Origin of the sequence: Peribacillus simplex (assembly GCF_900156045.1) — a bacterium.
In the GTDB taxonomy this organism is placed as follows: Bacteria; Bacillota; Bacilli; order Bacillales; family DSM-1321; genus Peribacillus; species Peribacillus simplex_D.
This window is the reverse complement of the sequence record NZ_FTMX01000016.1, coordinates 1-20607: the sequence shown is the minus strand read 5'-3', so window position 1 is coordinate 20607 and position 20607 is coordinate 1. Positions and strand designations below refer to the sequence as shown.

Below are 20607 nucleotides of genomic sequence, written 5' to 3'. Positions count from 1 at the left end.
AACAGGCCTCCATTTTCACCTTTTTATCCACTAAAAATATTATCTCAAATAGTGATTCTTTTCAAGGTAACAATTAAAAGTACATATAATTGTCAACCAATCAGGTTAAAAAAGTTCGATTTCCGACAGCCTTACTTAAGTTATTAATGGACCTTTTAGCATTATTTTAGATCATGGTCGATGTCATTTTCATTAACGGCATAATACAGAAACCATGTCTCCTCGCCTTTATAACACCAGCATGCCCCATTATCCCAAAACATTGCCATGATCACGCTAGACCTATGTACAAGCCATTTGGAAGTACTGCACCCTTTATTAACTTCCATTCCAAAATCAGGTTACCGATTCAATTCATCTTCAGCTCATCAGATGATAGAGTAAGTGATGTCCTCAAATCCCGCTTACAGGAATTTCAATTTCCGGATGAACAAAAAGGTTTAAAAAATAAAAAGGATGGGTACTTAAACTTTGAATATATCACCTTAATTCCACAATTTAGATAATTGAAGCAAATTTCTGCATGATGAGCGAATAGGTTCTATACTTATCCGTTTATGAATAAATAAAAAAGAGCACTACTTATGAAGTAGGCTCTAGATGCACGAATTATAAATTTAAAGTTTAAAAGTAAGGTTATTTTAAGAAGCACCTGCTCCAGCTTCCTCTAATTCAGTTTCAAGTTCTCCCAATCGGTGATATTCTGTCAAGACAGCTTCTTGAATTTTCCCGCGTGTCGAGGAATTGATTGGATGAGCGATATCCCGGAATTCTCCATCTGGAGTTCGTTTACTTGGCATTGCTACAAATAAACCATTATTTCCGTCGATCACACGAATATCATGAACCACAAATTCATTATCCAGTGTAATTGATGCGATAGCTCTCATACGACCATCCGTATTCACACGGCGTAATCTTACGTCAGTTACTTCCATTTAAGCTCACCATCCCTTTTTGTTGTTGTTAAAACTTAAAGTACATATTCAACAAAAAAACGTGAACTCCTTCTATTATCTGTAATTTTTTTAGAAAATTCAGCCTAGTTTTCAAAAATACTAAAAATCACCCTTACATTACAGGAAAACCCATTAAGTATTCCCTTAAACATAAAAAAACGCCCGTTTATTTAACGAGCGCTACCACTTCTATTTCCACTAGTGCATCTTTAGGAAGGCGAGCAACCTCTACGCAAGAGCGAGCAGGTTTGTGAGCAGAAAAATATTCTCCGTATATTTCATTAATCGAACCGAAATCATCCATACTTTTAATGAATACTGTGGCCTTAATGACCGTTTCCAATGAAGCCCCAGCTTCTTTCAATACAGCTTGGAGATTCTTAAAGACCTGGTGTGTTTGTTCCTTTACATCCCCAGTCACCATCTCACCAGAAGCAGTAAGTGGGATCTGTCCTGAACTGAAAAATAACTTATCCACGATTACGCCTTGTGAATATGGTCCGATTGCTGCCGGTGCTTCATCAGTATGTATCGTTTTCATTAAATGATTCCCCCTATTCCTTTTTCGTAAAATAATTCCCACGGCTTACATTGATTTTCTTGTCTCTTTCGACCACCTGCGTCAACTTGATTAAAGAAACATAGTCCTCGACAAGGCACTCCTCCGTATGTTCGGATTCGACCAGCACCGCTATTCCGGCAACTGTTGCCTTAAATTCATCCAATAGGCTGATCATACCATTAACGGTACCCCCAGCCTTCATGAAATCATCTACAATCAATACATTTGAACCCTCAACCAAGCTTCTCTTAGAGAGTACCATAGTCTGGATCCTCTTTGAAGAGCCTGAAACATAATTGATGCTCACTGTAGAACCTTCCGTTACTTTATTATTCCTACTTACAATTACAACTGGAACATTCAAATAATTTGCCACGGCGTATGCTAATGATATCCCTTTGGTTGCCATTGTCATGATGACTGAGATGTTTTTCTTGGCATACATTGAAGCGATTATCCTTCCAACCTTATTCACGGTTTGCGGATGTCCTAATATGTCTGTCATATATAGATAACCGCCAGGAAGTAGCCTTTCTGGACTAGCGATCGTATCGCATAATCCGTCAATGAAGGCATTGGCTTCTTCTTCCTTGATGGAAACAATATATTTCACTCCACCTGCCGCACCTGGAACGGTTGTTAAAGATCCTATGCCGCGTTGTTCAAAGGTATCTTTGATGATTGTCAAATCTTCACTGATCGAGGACTTTGCTGAACTATATCTTTCAGCAAAATAAGTCAGCGAAACAAGTTCCCCTGGATGTTCTAATAAATAATTGGTCATATCGACTAGCCTCTCGCTGCGACGAAATTTCATTGAGACACCCCCTTTGTGAATTCCGAATATTATATAGCAACTATACCACTAATGTACGTTTCTATTCAAGATTGTTTCGATCACCCAGTAAACGGACCGCATAGACTTGATCACAAAATCCGCGAAGTCCATTATAAATTCTTTGCATGCGCGAATCATGTTCCACCAAACCAAAAACGGTCGGACCACTTCCGCTCATCAAGACCGAATCCGCTCCAAATGTCTTCATTTGATCTTTAATGTTCGCAACCTCTGGGTATAACTGCAATGTCACTTGTTCCAGAACATTACCCAACCCTTCACATACATCGTGATAATTGTTTTCCATAATAGCCGAAATCATTCCAGGTACATCCGGATGCTCCATTTTTGAAGTTTGGAGCCTTTTATATATATCTGCTGTCGATACGCCGATCGTCGGTTTGGCCAAGATGACCCAGCATTTTGGCGGTGCGGGAAGATGCGTGATTTTTTCCCCGCGCCCCCTGGCCAATGCCGTTCCTCCATATACACAAAATGAAACATCAGAGCCAATTTCAGCTCCTATTTCCGCAAGTTCATCCATGGAAAGACCAAGCTTCCACAGTCTATTTAAGCCTCTCAAGGTAGCTGCGGCATCACTGCTTCCACCAGCAAGTCCTGCGGCTACAGGTATATTTTTCTCTATAGTTATGGAAACACCTTTATTGATCCCAAAACGTTCCTTTAGAATAAATGCAGCTTGATAAGCTAAATTCCGGTGATCATCCGGAACAAATCGATTATGGGATAGAATTTGAATATGATTTCCCGTTATTTCCTTTAGTTCAATTCTATCGGCAAGGTCGACTGTCGTCATGATCATTTCCACCTCATGATACCCATCAGGCCGTTTGAAAAGCACATCCAAAGCCAAATTAATTTTAGCCGGGGCTTTTTCCATAAGCTTCAATATGTCCACCTACTTTAACGTTCTTAAAAGTTCTTGTCCTATTCTATCATATTTGTTTATATTCTAAAGGTTTTTTCATCGTAATTTCAATGTAATGAAGCTAAGATCGGCCCTTAGAGGAGAATAGACACATGTAGGCACATTGGAGAGCAGCTGCTTCCTGCATCCCAAAAAACTTGCTACATATCCGTATGGCAATCACCAATACATAAAAAAACCAGACTCCTTAACTACAATGTAAGCAAAAATGAAAGGAGCTATACATTGTATAAAGAGTCCGGTTTCTTTCAACATGACGGCATGATGCAATTAAGTGTTTTATCTTACTCTTTGTTCACCAATTGACGTTGTGCTTTTTCGATAGCAAGTTTTACCATGTTCCCTGCGTCCCTGGCCCGGATTCCTCCCCAGCCTTCTTTCTGGACAACATCGTAAAATCCAAGTTCTTTAGCCAATTCCTCTTTAAGATCATTTGACATAATCCCTTTTTTCCTGCTCAAGCGAAGCAACCCCCTTCACATGCCGTCACATGCCTAGTGTTTGCATCATACGCTATTTCATTACATCCTTTTTAAGCCTTTTTATTGGAGCTCACAGGTATTCCATCCAAAACAAAAAGCAGCAAACAAAGTTGTTCACTGCCTCGTCTAAGTTACATCTCTTGTTGTTTGTTTAAAAATGTTAGTTCTACGGTTTCCGTTAAAACATCCGCATAGCTGTAAGATACTCTTTCAAACGCATTTTCATCTTGGTCGAGCTCAATTACAAAAACAGCCGGATAAGTTTCCGCCAAAGTTCCGAATCGTTCTACAGTCTTTCTTCTTCCACCGTTTGCTTTTAAGAGCAATCTTTTACCTAGGTTTGAATCAAGTGCAGTTTTAATATCAGCTAGAGTTTTTGGCATTTTCGGTCCACCTCACTAAGTTAAGTATATCACAATTTACAAATATACGCAAACAAAATAATAAATTATATCAGCACTTAAAAATGTAGTCAATATATTTTTATCTGAAATTCGGCAAAATCGCGAACAATTTTATTATATCCTGGGAAATGAAAAATTATGTAAACGAACTATTTCATTATCTATTAAGCCGAATTTTCGTATTTAAAATATTACCTAATGACATTACTCAACAAAAAACCAGTTTTTCTTTGACGATATCCGAATTCTTACTCACGAAAAGGAAGCTGCATTCTTTCAAAATGCAGCTCGTTCATTCTTCCTGAAATGGCTTGAAAGGCAAACCGGTCCGTAACACCCCTTTTGTCTCAATTCCCCCCAAGCCCTTCTCTCCAGTTAATGTATTCCTAAGCACATCCCATACATGAATATGATCGGAAAAAGGCGTAAAGCTTATCTTTCCGACGATATATACCGGATCAAGAGCATGTATATTAACACGGGAAGGAGAACTTGCAAAATTTGCCCCCGCTTGGATCAGCGATTCAAAATGCGACTGACAAGCCCCGGCAAATATAATCAGTTGGTCTAAATTAGAAACCCTCCTTCGAGCTTCTCTAACCGTCTGTACAAAATCCTTTGAGTGACGGTAGGCATTAATATCGGATATCGGCCCTTTTGATTTTGAATAGGCATCATGACCGGTTACAACAAGAATGTCCGGCCGATAATGGTCCAACAACCCCCCGATTCTTTGGGGCATTTCCTTTTCATTGCAATAGATGCCATTGACCGGAATACTGAATTTCTGATATAGATCCATGCATTTCCTTAAGTAAGATGCATCCCCATCAACATGGAGGACCCTCCCTGGTATCTGAAAATATTCACCGCTGTACCGATAACCATTACTGGATTGATAGCCATTTTTTTGTTGTTGCAGCTCTAGATCTTGTGTTAATAAGCGGTAAGATTGTTCTTGAAGTACCTCATTCGACCTTTGTCGATTATTTCTTTCATTATCATTAATGATCATTAAATCTTGAAAAGGTGCATCTGCAATCAGTCGGATATCCTCCCCATAAAGAACAGCTTGACGTCTTCCGTCAATATCACGGATATCGATTACCCGAAACAACACGTCGCATTTATAAGAAACCCGACCAACAATATCGTTTATTTGAATATTCATGGCCCCACCCCATGAGAAGACTTATTTTCAGCCCGCCCTAGTTTATTTTCATTCTTAAGTTATGCGAACCATTCTTGAATGGTGAAAGGTAGGTATTGATTACATTTTCAGGTATGTTTCCTCATGGTTGGCCAATTTCAAAATAAAAAAAGCCGGAAGCTGGGATTGACCCCATTCCGACTTGAATCCTTCACATTTCCTTTATTTGAAATTCGGCAATAATGCATCACTTAAGCGGCCAAATTCTTCGATGCTCAGCGTTTCCCCCCGTCTGGAAGGATCCACTTCCGCGGCTTCGAGAGCGGCAAGTATAAGTTCTTTTTTCGATTTACCATCTGGCAGCTGACTGGTTAAGTTATTTAAAATCGTTTTCCGACGCTGGGCAAAGCTCGCCCGGGTCACAATGAAGAAGAAACCCTCATCCAGGACCTCGACGATCGGCTTCACGCGCCTTGTAAGACGGATTACAGCTGAATCAACATTAGGCTGAGGCATGAATACCGTTTTAGGTACTATCATCACTGTTTCAGCTTCAGTATAATATTGAATGGCAATGGATAAAGAACCGTATTCCTTTGTCCCAGGTTTTGCGGCAATTCGATCAGCCACTTCCTTTTGCAGCATGCAGACGATGCCTCTAATGGGCAGGTCCTCGGACAATAGCTTTAAAATGATGGGTGTCGTGACATAGTATGGCAGATTTGCAACAACCATCAGGTCCGAAAAGCCAGCAAATTCCTCCTCGATGACCTTTTTGACATCAGCTTTGAGAACATCCCCGTGAATGATGTTTACATTGTTATAGGGAGACAGTGTATCCGATAAGATGGGCAGCAGACGCTGATCAATCTCAAAGGCAGCAACCTTTTTGCTGCTTTTCGCTAGTTGTTCCGTCAATGCCCCTATTCCTGGCCCAATTTCGATGGCGCCGCTTTCCTCAGTTAAATTGGCATGTTCAACAATACGTTTCAAGATATTCGTATCGATTAAAAAGTTCTGGCCTAAGCTCTTTTTAAAGGAGAATCCATATTTCTTTAATATTTCTTTCGTTCTGACAGGGGTTGCAATATCCTTATTCATTTTTTTCCTCCTGAATTATCTGTACCATCGCTTTCTCAAAAGCCTCAGTCGATATTTGGAACATTTTTAGTCTCTTATATAACTGTTTACCATTGGTAAACCCGATTTTTAAAATAGATCCAAGTTTTTCCCTTCGTTCCTTGGCACCGGATCCCCCGATTAAACCTGCATCTATTAAATCCTGCTGTGAAATCTCTTCTGAAGCCTCTTCATCCATTAATTGGGCATCCTTTAAAGCATTACGAATTGCCTCAGGAGAAGCATGCTCCACACCAATTCCTCTACCTGCCTTAGGAAGGGCTTCCTTCTTCGTTAAAAAGGCGTGTTTACAGCCTTTTACTTGTTCTGAAATGATATTCCTGATTTTTTGGCCTGGAAAATCAGGGTCTGTGAAAATGATGGCTCCACGTGTCTTTTGTGCAAGCCTCACCTGCTCAATACAAGACTCATTCACCGCGGAACCGTTGGTTTCTATTGTATCAGCATTAACAGCCCTTTTTATCGCTACCGTATCGTCTTTTCCTTCTACAACAATAATTTCTTTAATCTTTTTCATGGTTTCCTCCATACAGAAAAGCGCAAACGCTTTGATTAGCTCTTGGATAAACGTAACCGGTCCCCCGTAATTGAAACCTTATGTGAGACGTCTATCTTATTAAAACAGTTTTACATAGGGTTTTTCAACAAATGGAAAATAAAACGCAAAAAACAGGAGACGAATTCATCTCCTGCGAGAGAAACCTTATTAGTCCAATACACGAACCTTTACCCTCTTTACACCCCAGCGATAGGCATCATTTTTTGAAGAAAAGAAGACGTCAATCCTATTTCCCTTTATTGCTCCGCCTTTGTCAGCAGCTACTGCATAGCCATAGCCCTCTACATATACTTTCGATCCCATAGGAATTACGTTTGGATCGACAGCGATGATTTTGGCACCCGGATTACTCTTTAGATCCACGCCTGTGGACGTGACACCGGAACAGCCCTTACAACTGGCAGTATAAGCTGTTGATGATACGTATATTTCTTTTCCGCTTGAAGAACTAACGTTAGTTACTCCGCGTGATGCCTGGGCAACCGTCGTTCGAGTTCCGACCGTTACAACTTTATCCTGCTTTTTATTAACTACTTTTTCTGAAAGTAATTCTCTTTTAACCTCTTTGCCATTTTCCTTAACAACTTCATATTTTTTGGAAATGAGTCCATCTTTTCCTTCTTTGACAATTTTCTCTTTCCCTTTTGATAAAGAGTCATCTTTTTTAGTTATGACAGCAAAGTCAACTGGTTCTTCCACTACATCGGTGACTTTTTCAATTCGAACTACGTTTACCGTATTCTCAGCTTCAACTTTTTCGGTTAATTCCGGCTCAACTCGATCCAAATCATTGAGTTTTACTCCTTGTTGCTTTAAAAAGTCAGCGACAGTAGTCGAAGTTGACCATACCTGCTTTTCGTCTCCACCTACCACTAATTTCAGTGAAAAGGCTTTGTCTATGGCAACTTCCATATTCGCTTTCAGCTTCGTATTTTTCGAAGGGGTGATCTTATCCTGTTCCTTCACCCTAAGATTTTGGTCTTTTAAAAGTTCATCTACCGTATCGGCAGTGGACCAAACATCCTTCGTCTTACCATCCTGTACCATGACGATTTTTTGTGCAGGCTTCCAAACCACCTCTAAATCATCATCAACCTTGGTGGCTCTAGATGGGTGGACATAGTCTGCAGCTTTAACGGTAATCTCTAAATCTTCCAACATATCATTTACAGTAGCCGCGTGTGTACGCACTACCTCTTTTTTTCCGTCTAGCATGATTGTTACTGTATCCTTTGTTCCTTGATATATCAATATTCCCAATGCTGTAGAAACAAGAATAGCACTGCAAATGGCAATTGCCATCCTCTTCTTCCCAAAAGGTTTGGGAATAAGGTTTTTCATAGTTTTTAATAGAATGAAAAACTCCTCCTTCCTCCCGGTGATTATATAGACTTAGTTATCAAGCTGTCAACCCATTCACTTCTCATTCAGGAAATTACTACCTATTATGCATATTTCATATTGAAAAGGAAAGGGCGACTTCTCGACATAATAAACCTATAGTAGGAGTGAAATTTGTAGAAACCTTAAAAAAATTCAATTTTAGCTAGTGAATCCCGGGAGATATTGTAAAAAAAAATGTCAGTTAATGCCGAATAATTTCTTGGCATTTTCCGTTGTTGCCTGGGAAACTTCCTCTAATGTGAGTTGTTTGATTTCTGCAATTTGTTCAGCAACAAGCTTCACATACGAAGGTTCATTACGCTTCCCTCTATAAGGATGGGGAGCCAAGTATGGACAATCGGTCTCTATCAGTAAACGGTCTAAAGGTACGGCTGCTGCCACTTCCTTTGGTTTTTTTGCATTCTTGAAGGTCACAGGGCCACCCAATGAAATATAAAAGTTCATATTGATGCACTCCAAAGCCGTTTCTGCACTTCCGCTAAAGCAATGCATGATGCCCCCAACCATTGATGCCTCTTCTTCCTTGAGTATGTTCACGATATCCGCGGTCGCTTCCCGATTATGGATGATAATGGGCAGTCCCACCTTTTTTGCCAATCGGATCTGCTTCCTGAACACCTCCATTTGAACATCTTTCGGTGATTTATCCCAATGATAATCCAGGCCCATCTCACCAATGGCCACAACCTTTGGATGATTGGATAATTCCTCGATCCATTGTAAATCCTCTTCTGTCATATCTATAGCATCCACAGGATGCCATCCGACCGCGGCATACATGAAATCATAAGCTTCTATTAATTCCATTGCCCTTATAATAGTAGGCCGGTCAAAACCAACGACTACCATATTATTGACTCCTGCTTCCTTGGCTCTATCTATTACGTCTTCGAGATCCTCGTTGAATTGTTCCGCATTAACATGTACGTGTGTGTCAAATAACATTATTTTTCTTCCTTTCTAGCACTATTTTATTAGAAAATGAAAGTTTTATGTTTCACATTTAGGTAACAAAAAGATTACAAAGAAGCCTATATGCCCAACAACTAAATGCAGAACCAAAAACTAAACCTGTATTGAATTACTTTTTCCAAAAGTATAAAGAAAAAAACATAAAAATGTTTCATATGAAACACCTTTATGTTTTCATCGGTTTATTTCACCTTTGAACCATTAGGAATCGATGAATCTATTGTAGCGACTGAGAGCACACCATCCTGGCTTCCCGCCAAAATCATTCCTTGAGAGAGCTCGCCACGAAGTTTAACAGGTTTCAAATTTGTTACGCATATCACTTTTTTGCCTACTAAATCTTCGGGTTTATAATGCTGTGCAATGCCTGATACGACCTGGCGTTTCTCATACCCCAAATCAAGCTGAAGTTTAAGAAGCTTATCCGCCTTCTTCACAGGCTCAACTTCCATGACCTGAGCAACACGAAGCTCCACTTTTGTAAAGTCATCAATAGTGATTTCATCAACTTCGGGAATCGTCTCTTCTACTTTTTCCTCAACCTTGGGGGCGCCACCCTGCATTTGATCTTTAATATATAAAACTTCCTCTTCCATATCCAGACGAGGGAAGATCGGCTCTCCCTTCAAGACTTTTGTTTCAGCAGGAATTTGACCGAACTCCGCTAAACTGTCCCAGGATTTTAACACATCATCTTTGATGCTAAGCTGAGCAAAGATTTTTTCCGGTGTTTGCGTCAAGAACGGTTTCAAAAGTATTGCCGTCCTGCGCAATGATTCCGCCAAATGAACCATGACACCAGCAAGGTCTTCTTTCCTTGATTCATCTTTAGCAAGAGTCCATGGCTGGGTCTCATCAATGAATTTATTAGTTCTGCTCACGAGTTGCCAAATGGATGTTAGTGCAATTGAAAATTCCATGTTTTCCATTGCTTCCTCATACTTGCCTACCGTATCTTGGTTTATTTCAAGCAAAGCCTTTTCGAATTCGCCATTGGATCCTTCGTAATTTGGAATCACACCATCAAAATACTTATTGACCATTGCAACTGTTCGATTCAATAAATTCCCTAAATCATTTGCCAGGTCAAAATTGATCCGTTCCACAAACCCTTCTGGTGTAAATACTCCATCTGAACCAAAAGGTACTTCACGCAATAAGTAGTAGCGTAAGGAATCCAAACCGTAACGATCAATCAATGTAACGGGATCCACTACATTCCCTTTTGATTTCGACATTTTACCATCTTTCATGAGGAGCCATCCGTGGGCAAAGACTTTCTTTGGAAGCGGCACATCAAGAGCCATTAACATAATCGGCCAATAGATTGTATGGAAACGAACGATTTCCTTTCCGACCAGATGTACATCGGCAGGCCAATAATTCAAGTACTTAGAATCATTGTCCGTTCCATACCCTAATGCCGTTATATAATTGGTCAATGCATCAATCCATACATAAATAACATGCTTTGGATCTCCCGGCACCTTGATGCCCCAATCGAAAGTAGTACGGGAAACGGCCAGATCTTCCAATCCAGGCTTGATGAAGTTATTGATCATTTCGTTTTTGCGGGATTCCGGTTGAATGAAATCCGGGTTTTCCTCATAAAACTTCAGTAACCGATCCGCATATTTACTCATCTTAAAGAAATAAGATTCCTCTTTCACCTTTTCAACAGGCCTGCCGCAATCAGGACAGTTTCCATTGCTTTCTTCCACCTGACGTTCCGTGAAGAAAGATTCGCAAGGTGTACAATATAATCCTTCATATTGGTCCAAATATATATCACCCTGATCCAATAGCCTTTTGAAAATCTTGGCTACGACCTCTTTATGGCGATCTTCCGTAGTCCTGATGAAATCATCATATGAAATATCAAGCTTTTCCCAGAGCTCTTTAATCCCTGATACGATATTATCTACATATTGCTGAGGAGTGACTCCTTCCTCAGCCGCTTTACGCTGGATTTTTTGACCATGTTCATCAGTTCCTGTTAAATACATGACATCGAAGCCACGCATCCTTTTATAACGAGCCATGGCATCCCCTGCCACTGTCGTATACGCGTGCCCTATATGTAAATTACCACTCGGATAATATATGGGTGTCGTGATATAGAATGTCTTTAATTTATCTTGCACTTCGTTCCCTCCTCATCATTTGAAAAACCGGCTATGGGACTGGCCCAAGCCATAAGAATATATTTTAAGCTATTATCTCTATTTTAACGCTATATACAATTCTGCGCGACAATAAACACTAATCTAATCATCATGTTAATAGAATTAAAAAAATATAAGTTTAATCTCATTTTAACAATAGGGGTACGGAAGTGAACTTCCCTTATGACAGCATTACCTCTTACCTCAACAAAATATACCTAAATTTCTTTTTTTGTGCAACAACTCACATATTCATAAACTTTTTCAGAAAATTACCCTTAATTCAGAACTTTTGTTTTGAAACTAAATTATATTTAATCATATAATAGTAAAGTATGTTTTTATATGCATACTTTGTCGAAATGTGGTGAAGTTAGTAGTTCTTTGTATCCTGCTATTTCTTCACTTTTAAAGACATAACCGATTTTTTCTCTTTAAAAGCCTTTTTGTTACACGAAAAGAGCCATGCTATTTCTTACAAAAAAATGAAAATAAATCATTGACGAATTTGGGAATGGCTGGTATTATAAATTTATAAAAAAATTTGTCGAATATTGGCGAAAAAAATAGAAATAGGGTACTAGATTGTAACTGAGAGGAGAATTTTATAAATGAAATCTACAGGTATTGTTCGTAAAGTTGATGAGTTAGGCCGGGTGGTTATTCCAATCGAACTACGTCGTACATTGGGTATCGCTGAGAAAGACGCTCTTGAAATCTATGTTGATGATGAGCGCATCATCTTGAAAAAATACAAACCAAACATGACTTGCCAAGTTACAGGTGAAGTTTCCGATAACAACCTTACACTTGCTAATGGTAAATTGATCCTTAGTCGTGAAGGTGCAGAATTACTTATTCAAGAAATTCAACAAAACTTCACTGCTTCTAAATAAATGATAAAAAAAACTTCCGGTCTTCGGAAGTTTTTTTTATGTTTATTATTTTGGTATATCAATGTGATACGCTTGATATACATCACGTTTTTGCATATTGCGATCTTTTGCGACCTGCTTGATTGCATCCTTTGAAGTGAACTGCTTGGTTTCTATATAATGATTAACATGACCGACGATGTCAAGGGCCATCCACCAAGCTTCTTCAGGTTCATCTTCCGACCATTGCCCACCTTCAATTATTAAACAGAACTCACCGCGAATTTCAGATTCCATCGCCCACGTCAATGCTTCACTCACAGTCCCTCGAATAAACTCTTCAAATTTCTTGGTTAATTCGCGGCATAATACTATACGGCGGTCACCTAAAATTTCATGCATATGTTTCAATGTTTCTTTCAATCGATGTGGCGATTCATAGACAATCCAAGTCGATTCCATTTTTTTTAATTTTTCCAGCTCCTGCTTTTTTTCTTTTGCTCCCCGTTGTAGAAAGCCATAAAAGTAAAAAGGCTGCGGAATCAGACCAGATGCGATCAATGCAGTTAATGCAGCATTGGCCCCCGGCAACGGGATGACTTTGAACTGTTCGGCAATGGCATCTTTGACCAGTTCATATCCCGGGTCGGATATCGTCGGCAAACCAGCATCACTTACCAATGCGATGACCTCTCCAGATCGAAGCCTCTCTAGCATTTGCTTCCCGCTATATTCCTTATTATGTTCATGGTAACTGACGATAGGTGTCGAAATTTCAAAGTAGTTGCATAATTTCTTCGTATTTCGCGTGTCCTCAGCAGCAATGACATCCGCTTCCTTTAAGATTCTTAAAGCCCGGAAACTCATATCCTCAAGGTTTCCTATCGGTGTAGGAACCAGATATAGAGCTGGCTCCAATCCTTCTTTTTCAAAACTTTTTTGCTGCCACATATCATGTATCCTCCTTTGCCATCCACTTTTGCTTTTGTTTTCTTGTTAATTGCTTAAATTTATATTCAGCCTGCATGGCCAATGTCCGTGTTTCGAATATTTCATGATAAATCAGTTCAACCGGGGTCCGGCCTCGTGTATACTTTGCCCCCCTGCCATTATTATGAGCATCAATCCTACGATGCAAATTATTCGTATACCCAGCATAATAGCTGCCGTCCCTGCATTTCAAAACATAAAAATAATGCTTATTCCTCTCCATATAGAATCCTTCTGATTTCCGGATTATACTCATTTTGATCATTATATACAACAAGCGGAGGAAGAATCTTCAAATCAGGGTTGCCGTCCTTTATCCCTTCTATAAGAATCGTATTCGCTTCTTTTGAACTCTTAGGATAAACGAATTGCAGCCGCTTCGGTTCAATTCTGTACATCCGCATGAAATGCAGGATATCCATCAGACGGCCCGGTCTATGAACGAATGCAGCTTTCCCACCCTGACGCAGCAACTGGCTTGAGACACGCATGACGTCCTCAAGATTACACATTATTTCATGTCGGGCAATTGCAAAGTGCTCATTTTTGTTAATTTCCTCGATAGATGGAGTCGGGAAATAGGGTGGGTTGCAAGTAACGACATCATATTTGCTATACCCTATCTGTTTTGGAATTTCCTTCATATCCCCATGTATCATCTCGATTTGGGAGGATACGCCATTGTAATCCATGCTCCTTTGGGCCATGTCATATAACCGCTCTTGTATTTCAACACCTGTAATTGTCCCTTTCGTTCTTGTACTCAGCAGTAAAGGTATGACCCCATTACCTGAGCAAAGATCTACGATTTTGCCTTTTTGGATCGGTATATTTACGAACCTTGATAATAAAACGGCATCTAATGAAAAAGAGAACACCGATGGGCTCTGAATGATCCTTAAATTCTCAGCCAATAGATAATCCAGGCGCTCATCGCCTTTAAGTTCCACCATTGCTGTTACCCTCCTAATCATGTATCGAAAAAGCATGTTTAGGGACCATGCTTCTACATTACTATCGTACAAAAAGGGGTCTGACTCATAGTATGCGTCAGACCCCGAATCACTATATATTGTAAACGGTCTATCTATCACGTAAAAGAAACATCTTTTATATTATTCCTTTATCACTTCTTGTTCAAAAAAGATAAACAGAACAGGCAATCCCCTTCTTTTCGTAAACTGCCAAAGTGCAGATTGCAAATATGAAAGCCTTCTTGATAGATACGGGCTAAATTATCATAGCCTTCCCCGATATCCATAACCTTGTCCGTACTTGCTGTACGGTTTTTCACTTTTTGTTTGACCTTTACTGCAGCAGGCGCACTTTCGACTTCCACAAGGCCCAACCGATGGCGCAAATGCTCTTTCTCCAGCTTGAGCGACTGATTTTCCTCAAGGATCTCAGCCAAGTTCTGCTTCAATTCTCCAAGCTGCTTATATAATTGGCCTATCTGGGTTTCCATATTGGTCACCGACTCAAAAATATCTTTCTTATCCACGCTCTCCCACCACCTTAATAATCTGTGGCTTGAATAGAAACGGCTCCCTCTTTTAGAATCTCATCTAGAGTATACTCTAATACTCTTTCTTGCTCGATTAGTTCAATCTGAAGTACGCGTTCTAGAATATTAAGCCCCACTACCTTGCCTTTGCCACCAGGCGTATTAATCATTTCACCTAAATCAGGAAGCATTTCCTTCGCACTTTCATACTCATCATTTTCATATTTCAGACAGCACATCAATCGACCGCATAAACCTGAGATTTTTGTAGGGTTTAATGATAAATTCTGATCCTTCGCCATTTTGATGGAAACCGGTTCAAAATCTCCAAGAAATGTGGAGCAGCAAAGCATTCTGCCACAAGGCCCGATGCCACCAAGCATCTTTGCCTCATCCCTTACCCCAATTTGGCGCAGTTCTATGCGAGTTCTGAATATGGCAGCTAAATCTTTGACTAAATCACGGAAATCCACGCGACCATCCGCTGTAAAATAAAACACGACTTTATTTCTGTCGAAAGTATATGACACATCAACCAGCTTCATATCCAGCTTATGCTCCACAACCTTTTGACAACATATAGAGTAAGCCTCTTCTGCAGCCGCCTTGTTCTCGTCTACAATCAGCTTATCCTTTGCATCAGCGACCCGAAGTACTTTTTTCAATGGCAGGACAACATCGTTTTCATCTACTTGTTTTCGGGCTGTAACGACTTTACCGAATTCAACACCGCGGACAGTCTCCACTATTACAAAATCGTCCTTAGGAATAGCGAATTCACCCGGATCGAAGTAGTATATTTTGCCCGCCTTTTTAAAACGGACACCTACAACATCATACAAATCATGATCCCTCCTGCAAATTCAGCACAAGCTGTTCCATCAACAGCTGTGGATTCGTGTTGGACATCAGCTTCCTTTTTGCTTCCAAAATGCAACCCATATGTTCAGCAAGGCGTCTTGGGGAAAGATGAAGAGCGTGAGTTTCAAATTCCTTCAGTTTATTTTGGAACACAACGAAGTCCTTTTTGTCCAACTGAATGTATAATAAATCCTTATATATAAGAAGTAACAAATCAAGACCTCTGTCAACCTGTTCTCTTTCTTTAAAGTGTGTGAACCAATCCGTCTGAAGGTACAGCAATGCCTTCAAGGAATTAAGTTTTAACACTTCATATAATTTTACCACTATTTTTTGAGCTTGTACAAACCATTCATCATGACTAAGCCCGATTCCGGCTTCCACATTCTGTGTTATGTGTGCAATAACCGAAGCCAGCTGTGGTTCTACATCATGTTCCATCAGCTTCCGTTTCACATTCTCAGGAGATAATGGCTTGAACGAAATCACTTGGCACCTTGATAATATAGTCGGCAGAATCCTCTGAAGCTGTTCGGTCATCAATATTGCCACAGTATCAGCCGAAGGTTCTTCTAAAAATTTCAATAGACTGTTGGCTGCCCCCACCGACATTTTGTCAGCATCGGCAATCATATAAACCTTCCGATCTGCCTCTACGCTTTTTTTCGAAAATTCTTCCTGAAGCCCCTTAATTTGTTCTTTCTTTATTGAGAGACCGTCTCTTTCTATCAAATGGACATCAGGATGATTCCCACTTGAAATCCGTTTGCAATTCCGACAAAGTTCGCACGGCTCATAACCTGCTGTCGGGGCTTCACATAGTAAGCTTTTGGCAAAGGCACTGCTTATCTCTTGCTTACCTGACCCTTTTTCCCCTTCAAATAAATACGCATGGGCCACCCTTTGCTTCGTTATGCTATTTTGCAGCATCGTCATTACCTGCGGCTGAATTTGACTCATGTCCTGCCATGTTTTATCCAAAACCATCAACTCACTTAAGTATATAAATTAATCAGAAGACCTTTAATCTCGCCTATCATTTCCAATATTTCAAGCGAGCTTTTCTCTTTATTTAGGATTTCCTCACTTAACTCAACTAATCTTACATCTATCGTTTCCACCGTTTTCAACTGTCTGCTCTGACCATATTCGTTCCAGCTCGTGGATTGCTTCAGTTCCAGTCCATATTCAACCGCTTCTTTAACAAACCGTTTCACCAATGCTTTATATTTTGCCAATTCCCTAAAAGTGCGTGACCTTCCTAAGCGCTGACCTGCCCCTTCAATATCGCCTATCAAACGGTTTAATGTTTGGATTTGCATCTTTTGATCCTGTGTCTGGACCATTTGTTGAAATCTGCCATTTCCGGTTTGAAACTGCTTGGCATCCTGACGCGATTTATTATGCTTAATAGGGATATCATGGTTGATTTTCATAATGAACCTCCCTGAAACTAACCGTTAAAATTGTAAAAAGTTTTCAACCGGCAGAACAAAAATGGTCGCACCGCCTACTTGAATCTCCACTGGGTAAGGTACATAGGACTCGGCATTCCCGCCCATCGGTGAAACCGGTGATACTAACTGGGATCGTGACTGACAATTCTGTTTGATGATCTGGATGGCTTTATCAACACGTTCATCCTCTGTGCCAATCATAAAAGTCGTATTACCTGATTTTAAAAACCCGCCAGTGCTGGCTAGCTTGGTCGTTCCAAAATTATTTTCCACTAATTCATTCAGCAGGCGATGACTATCCTTGTCTTGAACGACAGCAATGATCATTTTCATTCTCATCATCCTCCGGTTACTCTGAATTTTTACTAACTCCATTATAGCAACTAGTCCTTGTCTGGAATAGTATTGGTTGAATAATATGGAAACCTATATATTCAGTTTCCTGCTTTCGCTAAAAATTTCAGCAAGCTGGCTTTCGTTTCCTCTAGGACTTCATCTATTGTCCGGCCTGCATCCACGATAATGAAACGGTCTTTCCATCTATTTATAATGAGTTGATACCCCTCACGAACTTTTTTATGGAAGTCGAGGGCTTCAAGATCCAGACGGTTCACTTCCCGTTCCCCATTGGACTGGATACGTCTCAATCCCTCTTCCGGTTCGATATCAAAAAAGAACGTGGCATCTGGCATCATATCTCCAATTGCGAATTTATTGATATTATAAACTTCTTCTATATCCAAACCCCTTGCATGACCCTGATAGGCTAACGAGCTATCTATAAATCGGTCACAGAGGACAATTCCCCCTCGTTCCAACTCAGGCATGACTACTTCCACTAAATGCTGACGCCTTGCTGCTGCGTATAATAAAGCCTCTGTTCTCGAGTCCATGGCTGTATTATCTTTATTAAGGATCACTTCCCTAATTTGCTCCGAAATGGGAACTCCCCCTGGCTCACGCGTTAATAGGACTTGATAGCCTTCTTGTTGCAGAGCCTTGCCAAGCATTTGGGTAATTGTTGTTTTCCCGGCACCCTCAGGCCCTTCCATTGTTATAAAAATACCACGTTTCATCGATGTACCTCCAAGGTTCTTTGTTTGTAGTATATCATTTTAATGCCCGCTTTCATAAACGATCAATTCTCCGTTTGAAAGGGCGGAACCACCATGAAACCTTGATCCCAGTTCCAGCAGTCTCCTCAGATTGAATATATGCTCAGGAGTAATCATTTCCCCGGACATAATTAAAGGGATGCCCGGCGGATAAGGAATGACCATCTCGGCAGATACTTCACCCACTGCATTGCGTAATGTGACAGATTTTGATTTACTTTGCTTCATGACGGAGTATGGCATTTCAAGTCCTGTCATTGACCTTCCATCAGGCCATAGGCCCCCGAGATCTGATTCCTTGTTTCCAGTTCTGTCTTCAGTGGCACTTTTTATGGTTTGAACGATTTCATGAAAAGGAAATTCGGTACCCATTTTTAATAAGGGTAAAATCATTAATAAATTATGAGGATCAGCCAATTCAGTAAAAATGCCTTGGGCTTCACATAGCTGCTGTAATTCAAACCCGCTTAAACCATTTGTTGATTGAATGACCACTTTCAACGGGTCTACCAAGGTGCCTAGTGGCGCCTCCAGGACCCTTACTGTTTGAAGGGCACCTAATTCCGCTCTGAAGTCTGATATCTTTTCAATAAGGGATATTTTATCTTCTGATGTAAAAGCGGCTAAGTAGGCCCTGGCCAAGTCGAGCGATCCCATAATTGGGTAAGATGGACTGCTCGACTGAAGCATTTGTAAATAGAATGATACTTGATCGACATCAACCAAGGATGAATTCACATGAAGAAATGATCCCATCGTCATAGCCGGCAGTGTTTTATGCGCTGAATGGACAACGGCATCCGCCCCTGCCAAAATTGCCGGCTTTGGAAACGGACTTCCTAACTGAAAATGAGCGCCATGTGCCTCGTCCACCAGCACAGGAATCCCTTTTTGATGTGCGAGTCCTACCATTTCCGTCAAGTCATCACCAAGACCATAATAATTAGGATAGGTAACAATGATGGCTTTTACATCTGGATGTACACTCAAAGCTTCTTCAATTAATTTTGATCCCACACCGCCAACAATGCCCCATTTCTCATAATAAGCTGGTTGTAAAAAGATCGGTTGTACATTCGCTAACATCAATCCATGTAAAATTGATTTATGGCAGTTTCTTTGGACAAGGACCTTATCGCCTTCCCGGCAGGCAGCAAGAATCATGGCAATGTTGCCTACGGTGGACCCATTAACCAAAAAATAACTCCGCTTTACCCCATATAGGTCAGAGAGTAGTTGCTCGGACTGTAAAATGGCGCCCTCTGGAGCATGCAGGTCATCTAAACCGCTTATCTCCGTGGCATCAATACCAAGAACGGGGTTGTATAAGGCTTGGCCCTTTTTATTAAACACCCATCCATTTTTATGCCCTGGGACATGCAGAGATATTGGGCTTTTTTTATGAAAAGCACTCATTGCATCGAACAACGGTGTCTGTGATTGATTCATTTTTCTCTTCCCTCATATCATAGTATTTTTTCATTTTATCAAATAAGTTCATTTTTATCTCATATTGCGTCGACTGAAAGGCAATTATGCGTCTCCGAACAGTCTGTTTGGAGGGAACATACAGAAACATGGGAGCACGTTGCCAAGTATTCTTCTAAAGTACCAAAAAAAGAATCAGAGATTAAAGAAACACATCATTTCTTTTTTCTCTGACTCTTTAACTTTCCACACACTATTTTTTCATGATAATATTTCAGGATTAGTGATTTTTCTTAATTGCTTTAAGTAATATTGGTACTTGGGATCGTTCGTATCCGTGCCGATCATATCCCTTTCGCATTCCTCACAAATAAAAGTCGTATATAGATGTATTCCCATCCCTTTTATTTGTTCACAAACCGCGCACGTTTCCCCTGCCGTTGTTTTGGTTGTTGTTGTCCCCAACATCTCCACCTCCATACCTGCATTCTCCCCAAAAACCATTGTTCGCATACATGAATTTAAATAGTTTAAGAGAACCGGGGATGCTTTTAACAATGTATGATGGGGAATTTCAATACGTGTATGTCTTTATAAAAGTTTCCTTAATTGATAATCCCTTTATATCCAATGATTTTTCTTTGCATTATGCAAAAAAAGACCAGCCGGATGGCTGATCTTTTTAAATGGCTTGGCGGCGTCCTACTCTCACAGGGGGAAACCCCCAACTACCATCGGCGCTGAAGAGCTTAACTGCCGTGTTCGGAATGGGAACGGGTGTGACCTCTTCGCT

At 40.3% G+C, this 20607-nt stretch carries 24 protein-coding genes and 1 rRNA gene; 1 reads left to right on the top strand and 24 read right to left on the bottom strand.

Features of this window, described 5'->3' with window-relative positions; genetic code table 11:
* Positions 1 to 641: 641 nt before the first annotated feature.
* The 12 genes from spoVG to metG all read right to left on the bottom strand — a co-directional run bounded on the left by spoVG (position 642) and on the right by metG (position 11563).
* Positions 642 to 938: a septation regulator SpoVG gene (gene spoVG, locus BW986_RS28000; protein ID WP_034316332.1), complete on the bottom strand. Its 297-nt coding sequence runs from the start codon at positions 936 to 938 to the stop codon at positions 642 to 644.
* Positions 939 to 1125: 187 nt separating this feature from the next.
* Positions 1126 to 1500: a RidA family protein gene (locus BW986_RS27995; RefSeq protein WP_053537019.1), complete on the bottom strand. Its 375-nt coding sequence runs from the start codon at positions 1498 to 1500 to the stop codon at positions 1126 to 1128.
* A gap of 13 nt (positions 1501 to 1513) precedes the next feature.
* Positions 1514 to 2338, bottom strand: coding sequence for a pur operon repressor (gene purR, locus BW986_RS27990; protein ID WP_076372944.1), 825 nt, complete (start codon positions 2336 to 2338; stop codon positions 1514 to 1516).
* A 61-nt stretch (positions 2339 to 2399) separates the two neighbouring features.
* On the bottom strand, positions 2400 to 3269 hold the full coding sequence (gene ispE, locus BW986_RS27985) for a 4-(cytidine 5'-diphospho)-2-C-methyl-D-erythritol kinase (RefSeq protein WP_034316338.1): 870 nt from the start codon (positions 3267 to 3269) through the stop codon (positions 2400 to 2402).
* Positions 3270 to 3592: 323 nt separating this feature from the next.
* Positions 3593 to 3769 (bottom strand): small, acid-soluble spore protein, alpha/beta type, encoded by a 177-nt coding sequence (locus BW986_RS27980; protein ID WP_034316340.1) that lies wholly within the window; start codon positions 3767 to 3769, stop codon positions 3593 to 3595.
* A 152-nt stretch (positions 3770 to 3921) separates the two neighbouring features.
* Complete coding sequence (gene veg / locus BW986_RS27975) at positions 3922 to 4173, bottom strand: biofilm formation stimulator Veg (protein ID WP_034316343.1); 252 nt, start codon at positions 4171 to 4173, stop codon at positions 3922 to 3924.
* 313 nt (positions 4174 to 4486) lie between these two features.
* Positions 4487 to 5365 (bottom strand): sporulation peptidase YabG, encoded by an 879-nt coding sequence (yabG, locus tag BW986_RS27970; protein ID WP_076372942.1) that lies wholly within the window; start codon positions 5363 to 5365, stop codon positions 4487 to 4489.
* A gap of 201 nt (positions 5366 to 5566) precedes the next feature.
* Positions 5567 to 6445 (bottom strand): 16S rRNA (adenine(1518)-N(6)/adenine(1519)-N(6))-dimethyltransferase RsmA, encoded by an 879-nt coding sequence (gene rsmA / locus BW986_RS27965; RefSeq protein ID WP_076372940.1) that lies wholly within the window; start codon positions 6443 to 6445, stop codon positions 5567 to 5569.
* Positions 6438 to 7001 carry a ribonuclease M5 gene (gene rnmV, locus BW986_RS27960; protein ID WP_076372938.1) on the bottom strand — a complete coding sequence of 188 codons (564 nt, stop codon included), beginning with the start codon at positions 6999 to 7001 and terminating at the stop codon, positions 6438 to 6440. The genes rsmA and rnmV overlap by 8 nt, the downstream gene beginning before the upstream one ends.
* Before the next feature lie 189 nt (positions 7002 to 7190).
* Positions 7191 to 8345 carry a G5 and 3D domain-containing protein gene (locus tag BW986_RS27955; protein ID WP_260321019.1) on the bottom strand — a complete coding sequence of 385 codons (1155 nt, stop codon included), beginning with the start codon at positions 8343 to 8345 and terminating at the stop codon, positions 7191 to 7193.
* Between the two features lie 279 nt (positions 8346 to 8624).
* Positions 8625 to 9392 (bottom strand): TatD family hydrolase, encoded by a 768-nt coding sequence (locus tag BW986_RS27950; protein WP_076372934.1) that lies wholly within the window; start codon positions 9390 to 9392, stop codon positions 8625 to 8627.
* A gap of 209 nt (positions 9393 to 9601) precedes the next feature.
* Positions 9602 to 11563: a methionine--tRNA ligase gene (gene metG / locus BW986_RS27945; protein WP_076372932.1), complete on the bottom strand. Its 1962-nt coding sequence runs from the start codon at positions 11561 to 11563 to the stop codon at positions 9602 to 9604.
* A gap of 632 nt (positions 11564 to 12195) precedes the next feature.
* Here metG and BW986_RS27940 point away from each other — a divergent pair.
* Positions 12196 to 12480: a transition state genes transcriptional regulator AbrB gene (locus BW986_RS27940; protein ID WP_048689982.1), complete on the top strand. Its 285-nt coding sequence runs from the start codon at positions 12196 to 12198 to the stop codon at positions 12478 to 12480.
* A 45-nt stretch (positions 12481 to 12525) separates the two neighbouring features.
* On the opposite strand, the gene rsmI is transcribed toward BW986_RS27940, so the two are convergent.
* The 12 genes from rsmI to rrf form a co-directional block, all read right to left on the bottom strand.
* Entirely contained in the window at positions 12526 to 13410 is an 885-nt protein-coding gene (gene rsmI / locus BW986_RS27935) for a 16S rRNA (cytidine(1402)-2'-O)-methyltransferase (protein WP_076372930.1), read from the bottom strand.
* A gap of 1 nt (position 13411) precedes the next feature.
* Positions 13412 to 13672 (bottom strand): GIY-YIG nuclease family protein, encoded by a 261-nt coding sequence (locus BW986_RS27930; protein ID WP_076372928.1) that lies wholly within the window; start codon positions 13670 to 13672, stop codon positions 13412 to 13414.
* Positions 13659 to 14402, bottom strand: a complete 744-nt coding sequence (locus BW986_RS27925; protein ID WP_076372926.1) for a tRNA1(Val) (adenine(37)-N6)-methyltransferase — start codon at positions 14400 to 14402, stop codon at positions 13659 to 13661. Before BW986_RS27925 ends, BW986_RS27930 begins: the two co-directional genes overlap by 14 nt.
* 173 nt (positions 14403 to 14575) lie before the next feature.
* Complete coding sequence (yabA, locus tag BW986_RS27920) at positions 14576 to 14914, bottom strand: DNA replication initiation control protein YabA (RefSeq protein WP_370662572.1); 339 nt, start codon at positions 14912 to 14914, stop codon at positions 14576 to 14578.
* Between the two features lie 50 nt (positions 14915 to 14964).
* Positions 14965 to 15795, bottom strand: coding sequence for a PSP1 domain-containing protein (locus BW986_RS27915; RefSeq protein WP_061440314.1), 831 nt, complete (start codon positions 15793 to 15795; stop codon positions 14965 to 14967).
* A 1-nt stretch (position 15796) separates the two neighbouring features.
* The gene (holB, locus tag BW986_RS27910; protein ID WP_142244757.1) at positions 15797 to 16801 is read right to left on the bottom strand and encodes a DNA polymerase III subunit delta'; all 1005 of its coding nucleotides are present in this window, start codon (positions 16799 to 16801) and stop codon (positions 15797 to 15799) included.
* Between the two features lie 8 nt (positions 16802 to 16809).
* Positions 16810 to 17250: a YaaR family protein gene (locus BW986_RS27905; protein WP_076372922.1), complete on the bottom strand. Its 441-nt coding sequence runs from the start codon at positions 17248 to 17250 to the stop codon at positions 16810 to 16812.
* Between the two features lie 24 nt (positions 17251 to 17274).
* A complete protein-coding gene (locus BW986_RS27900; protein ID WP_063235895.1) occupies positions 17275 to 17604 on the bottom strand; it encodes a cyclic di-AMP receptor DarA in 330 nt (109 codons plus the stop codon).
* 101 nt (positions 17605 to 17705) lie between these two features.
* Positions 17706 to 18347 (bottom strand): dTMP kinase, encoded by a 642-nt coding sequence (gene tmk / locus BW986_RS27895; protein ID WP_076372920.1) that lies wholly within the window; start codon positions 18345 to 18347, stop codon positions 17706 to 17708.
* Positions 18348 to 18386: 39 nt separating this feature from the next.
* Positions 18387 to 19835, bottom strand: coding sequence for an aminotransferase class I/II-fold pyridoxal phosphate-dependent enzyme (locus tag BW986_RS27890; RefSeq protein WP_076372918.1), 1449 nt, complete (start codon positions 19833 to 19835; stop codon positions 18387 to 18389).
* A 240-nt stretch (positions 19836 to 20075) separates the two neighbouring features.
* Positions 20076 to 20294: a sigma factor G inhibitor Gin gene (locus BW986_RS27885; protein ID WP_081395831.1), complete on the bottom strand. Its 219-nt coding sequence runs from the start codon at positions 20292 to 20294 to the stop codon at positions 20076 to 20078.
* A gap of 209 nt (positions 20295 to 20503) precedes the next feature.
* A 5S ribosomal RNA gene (rrf, locus tag BW986_RS27880) occupies positions 20504 to 20607 on the bottom strand; the annotation flags it as partial.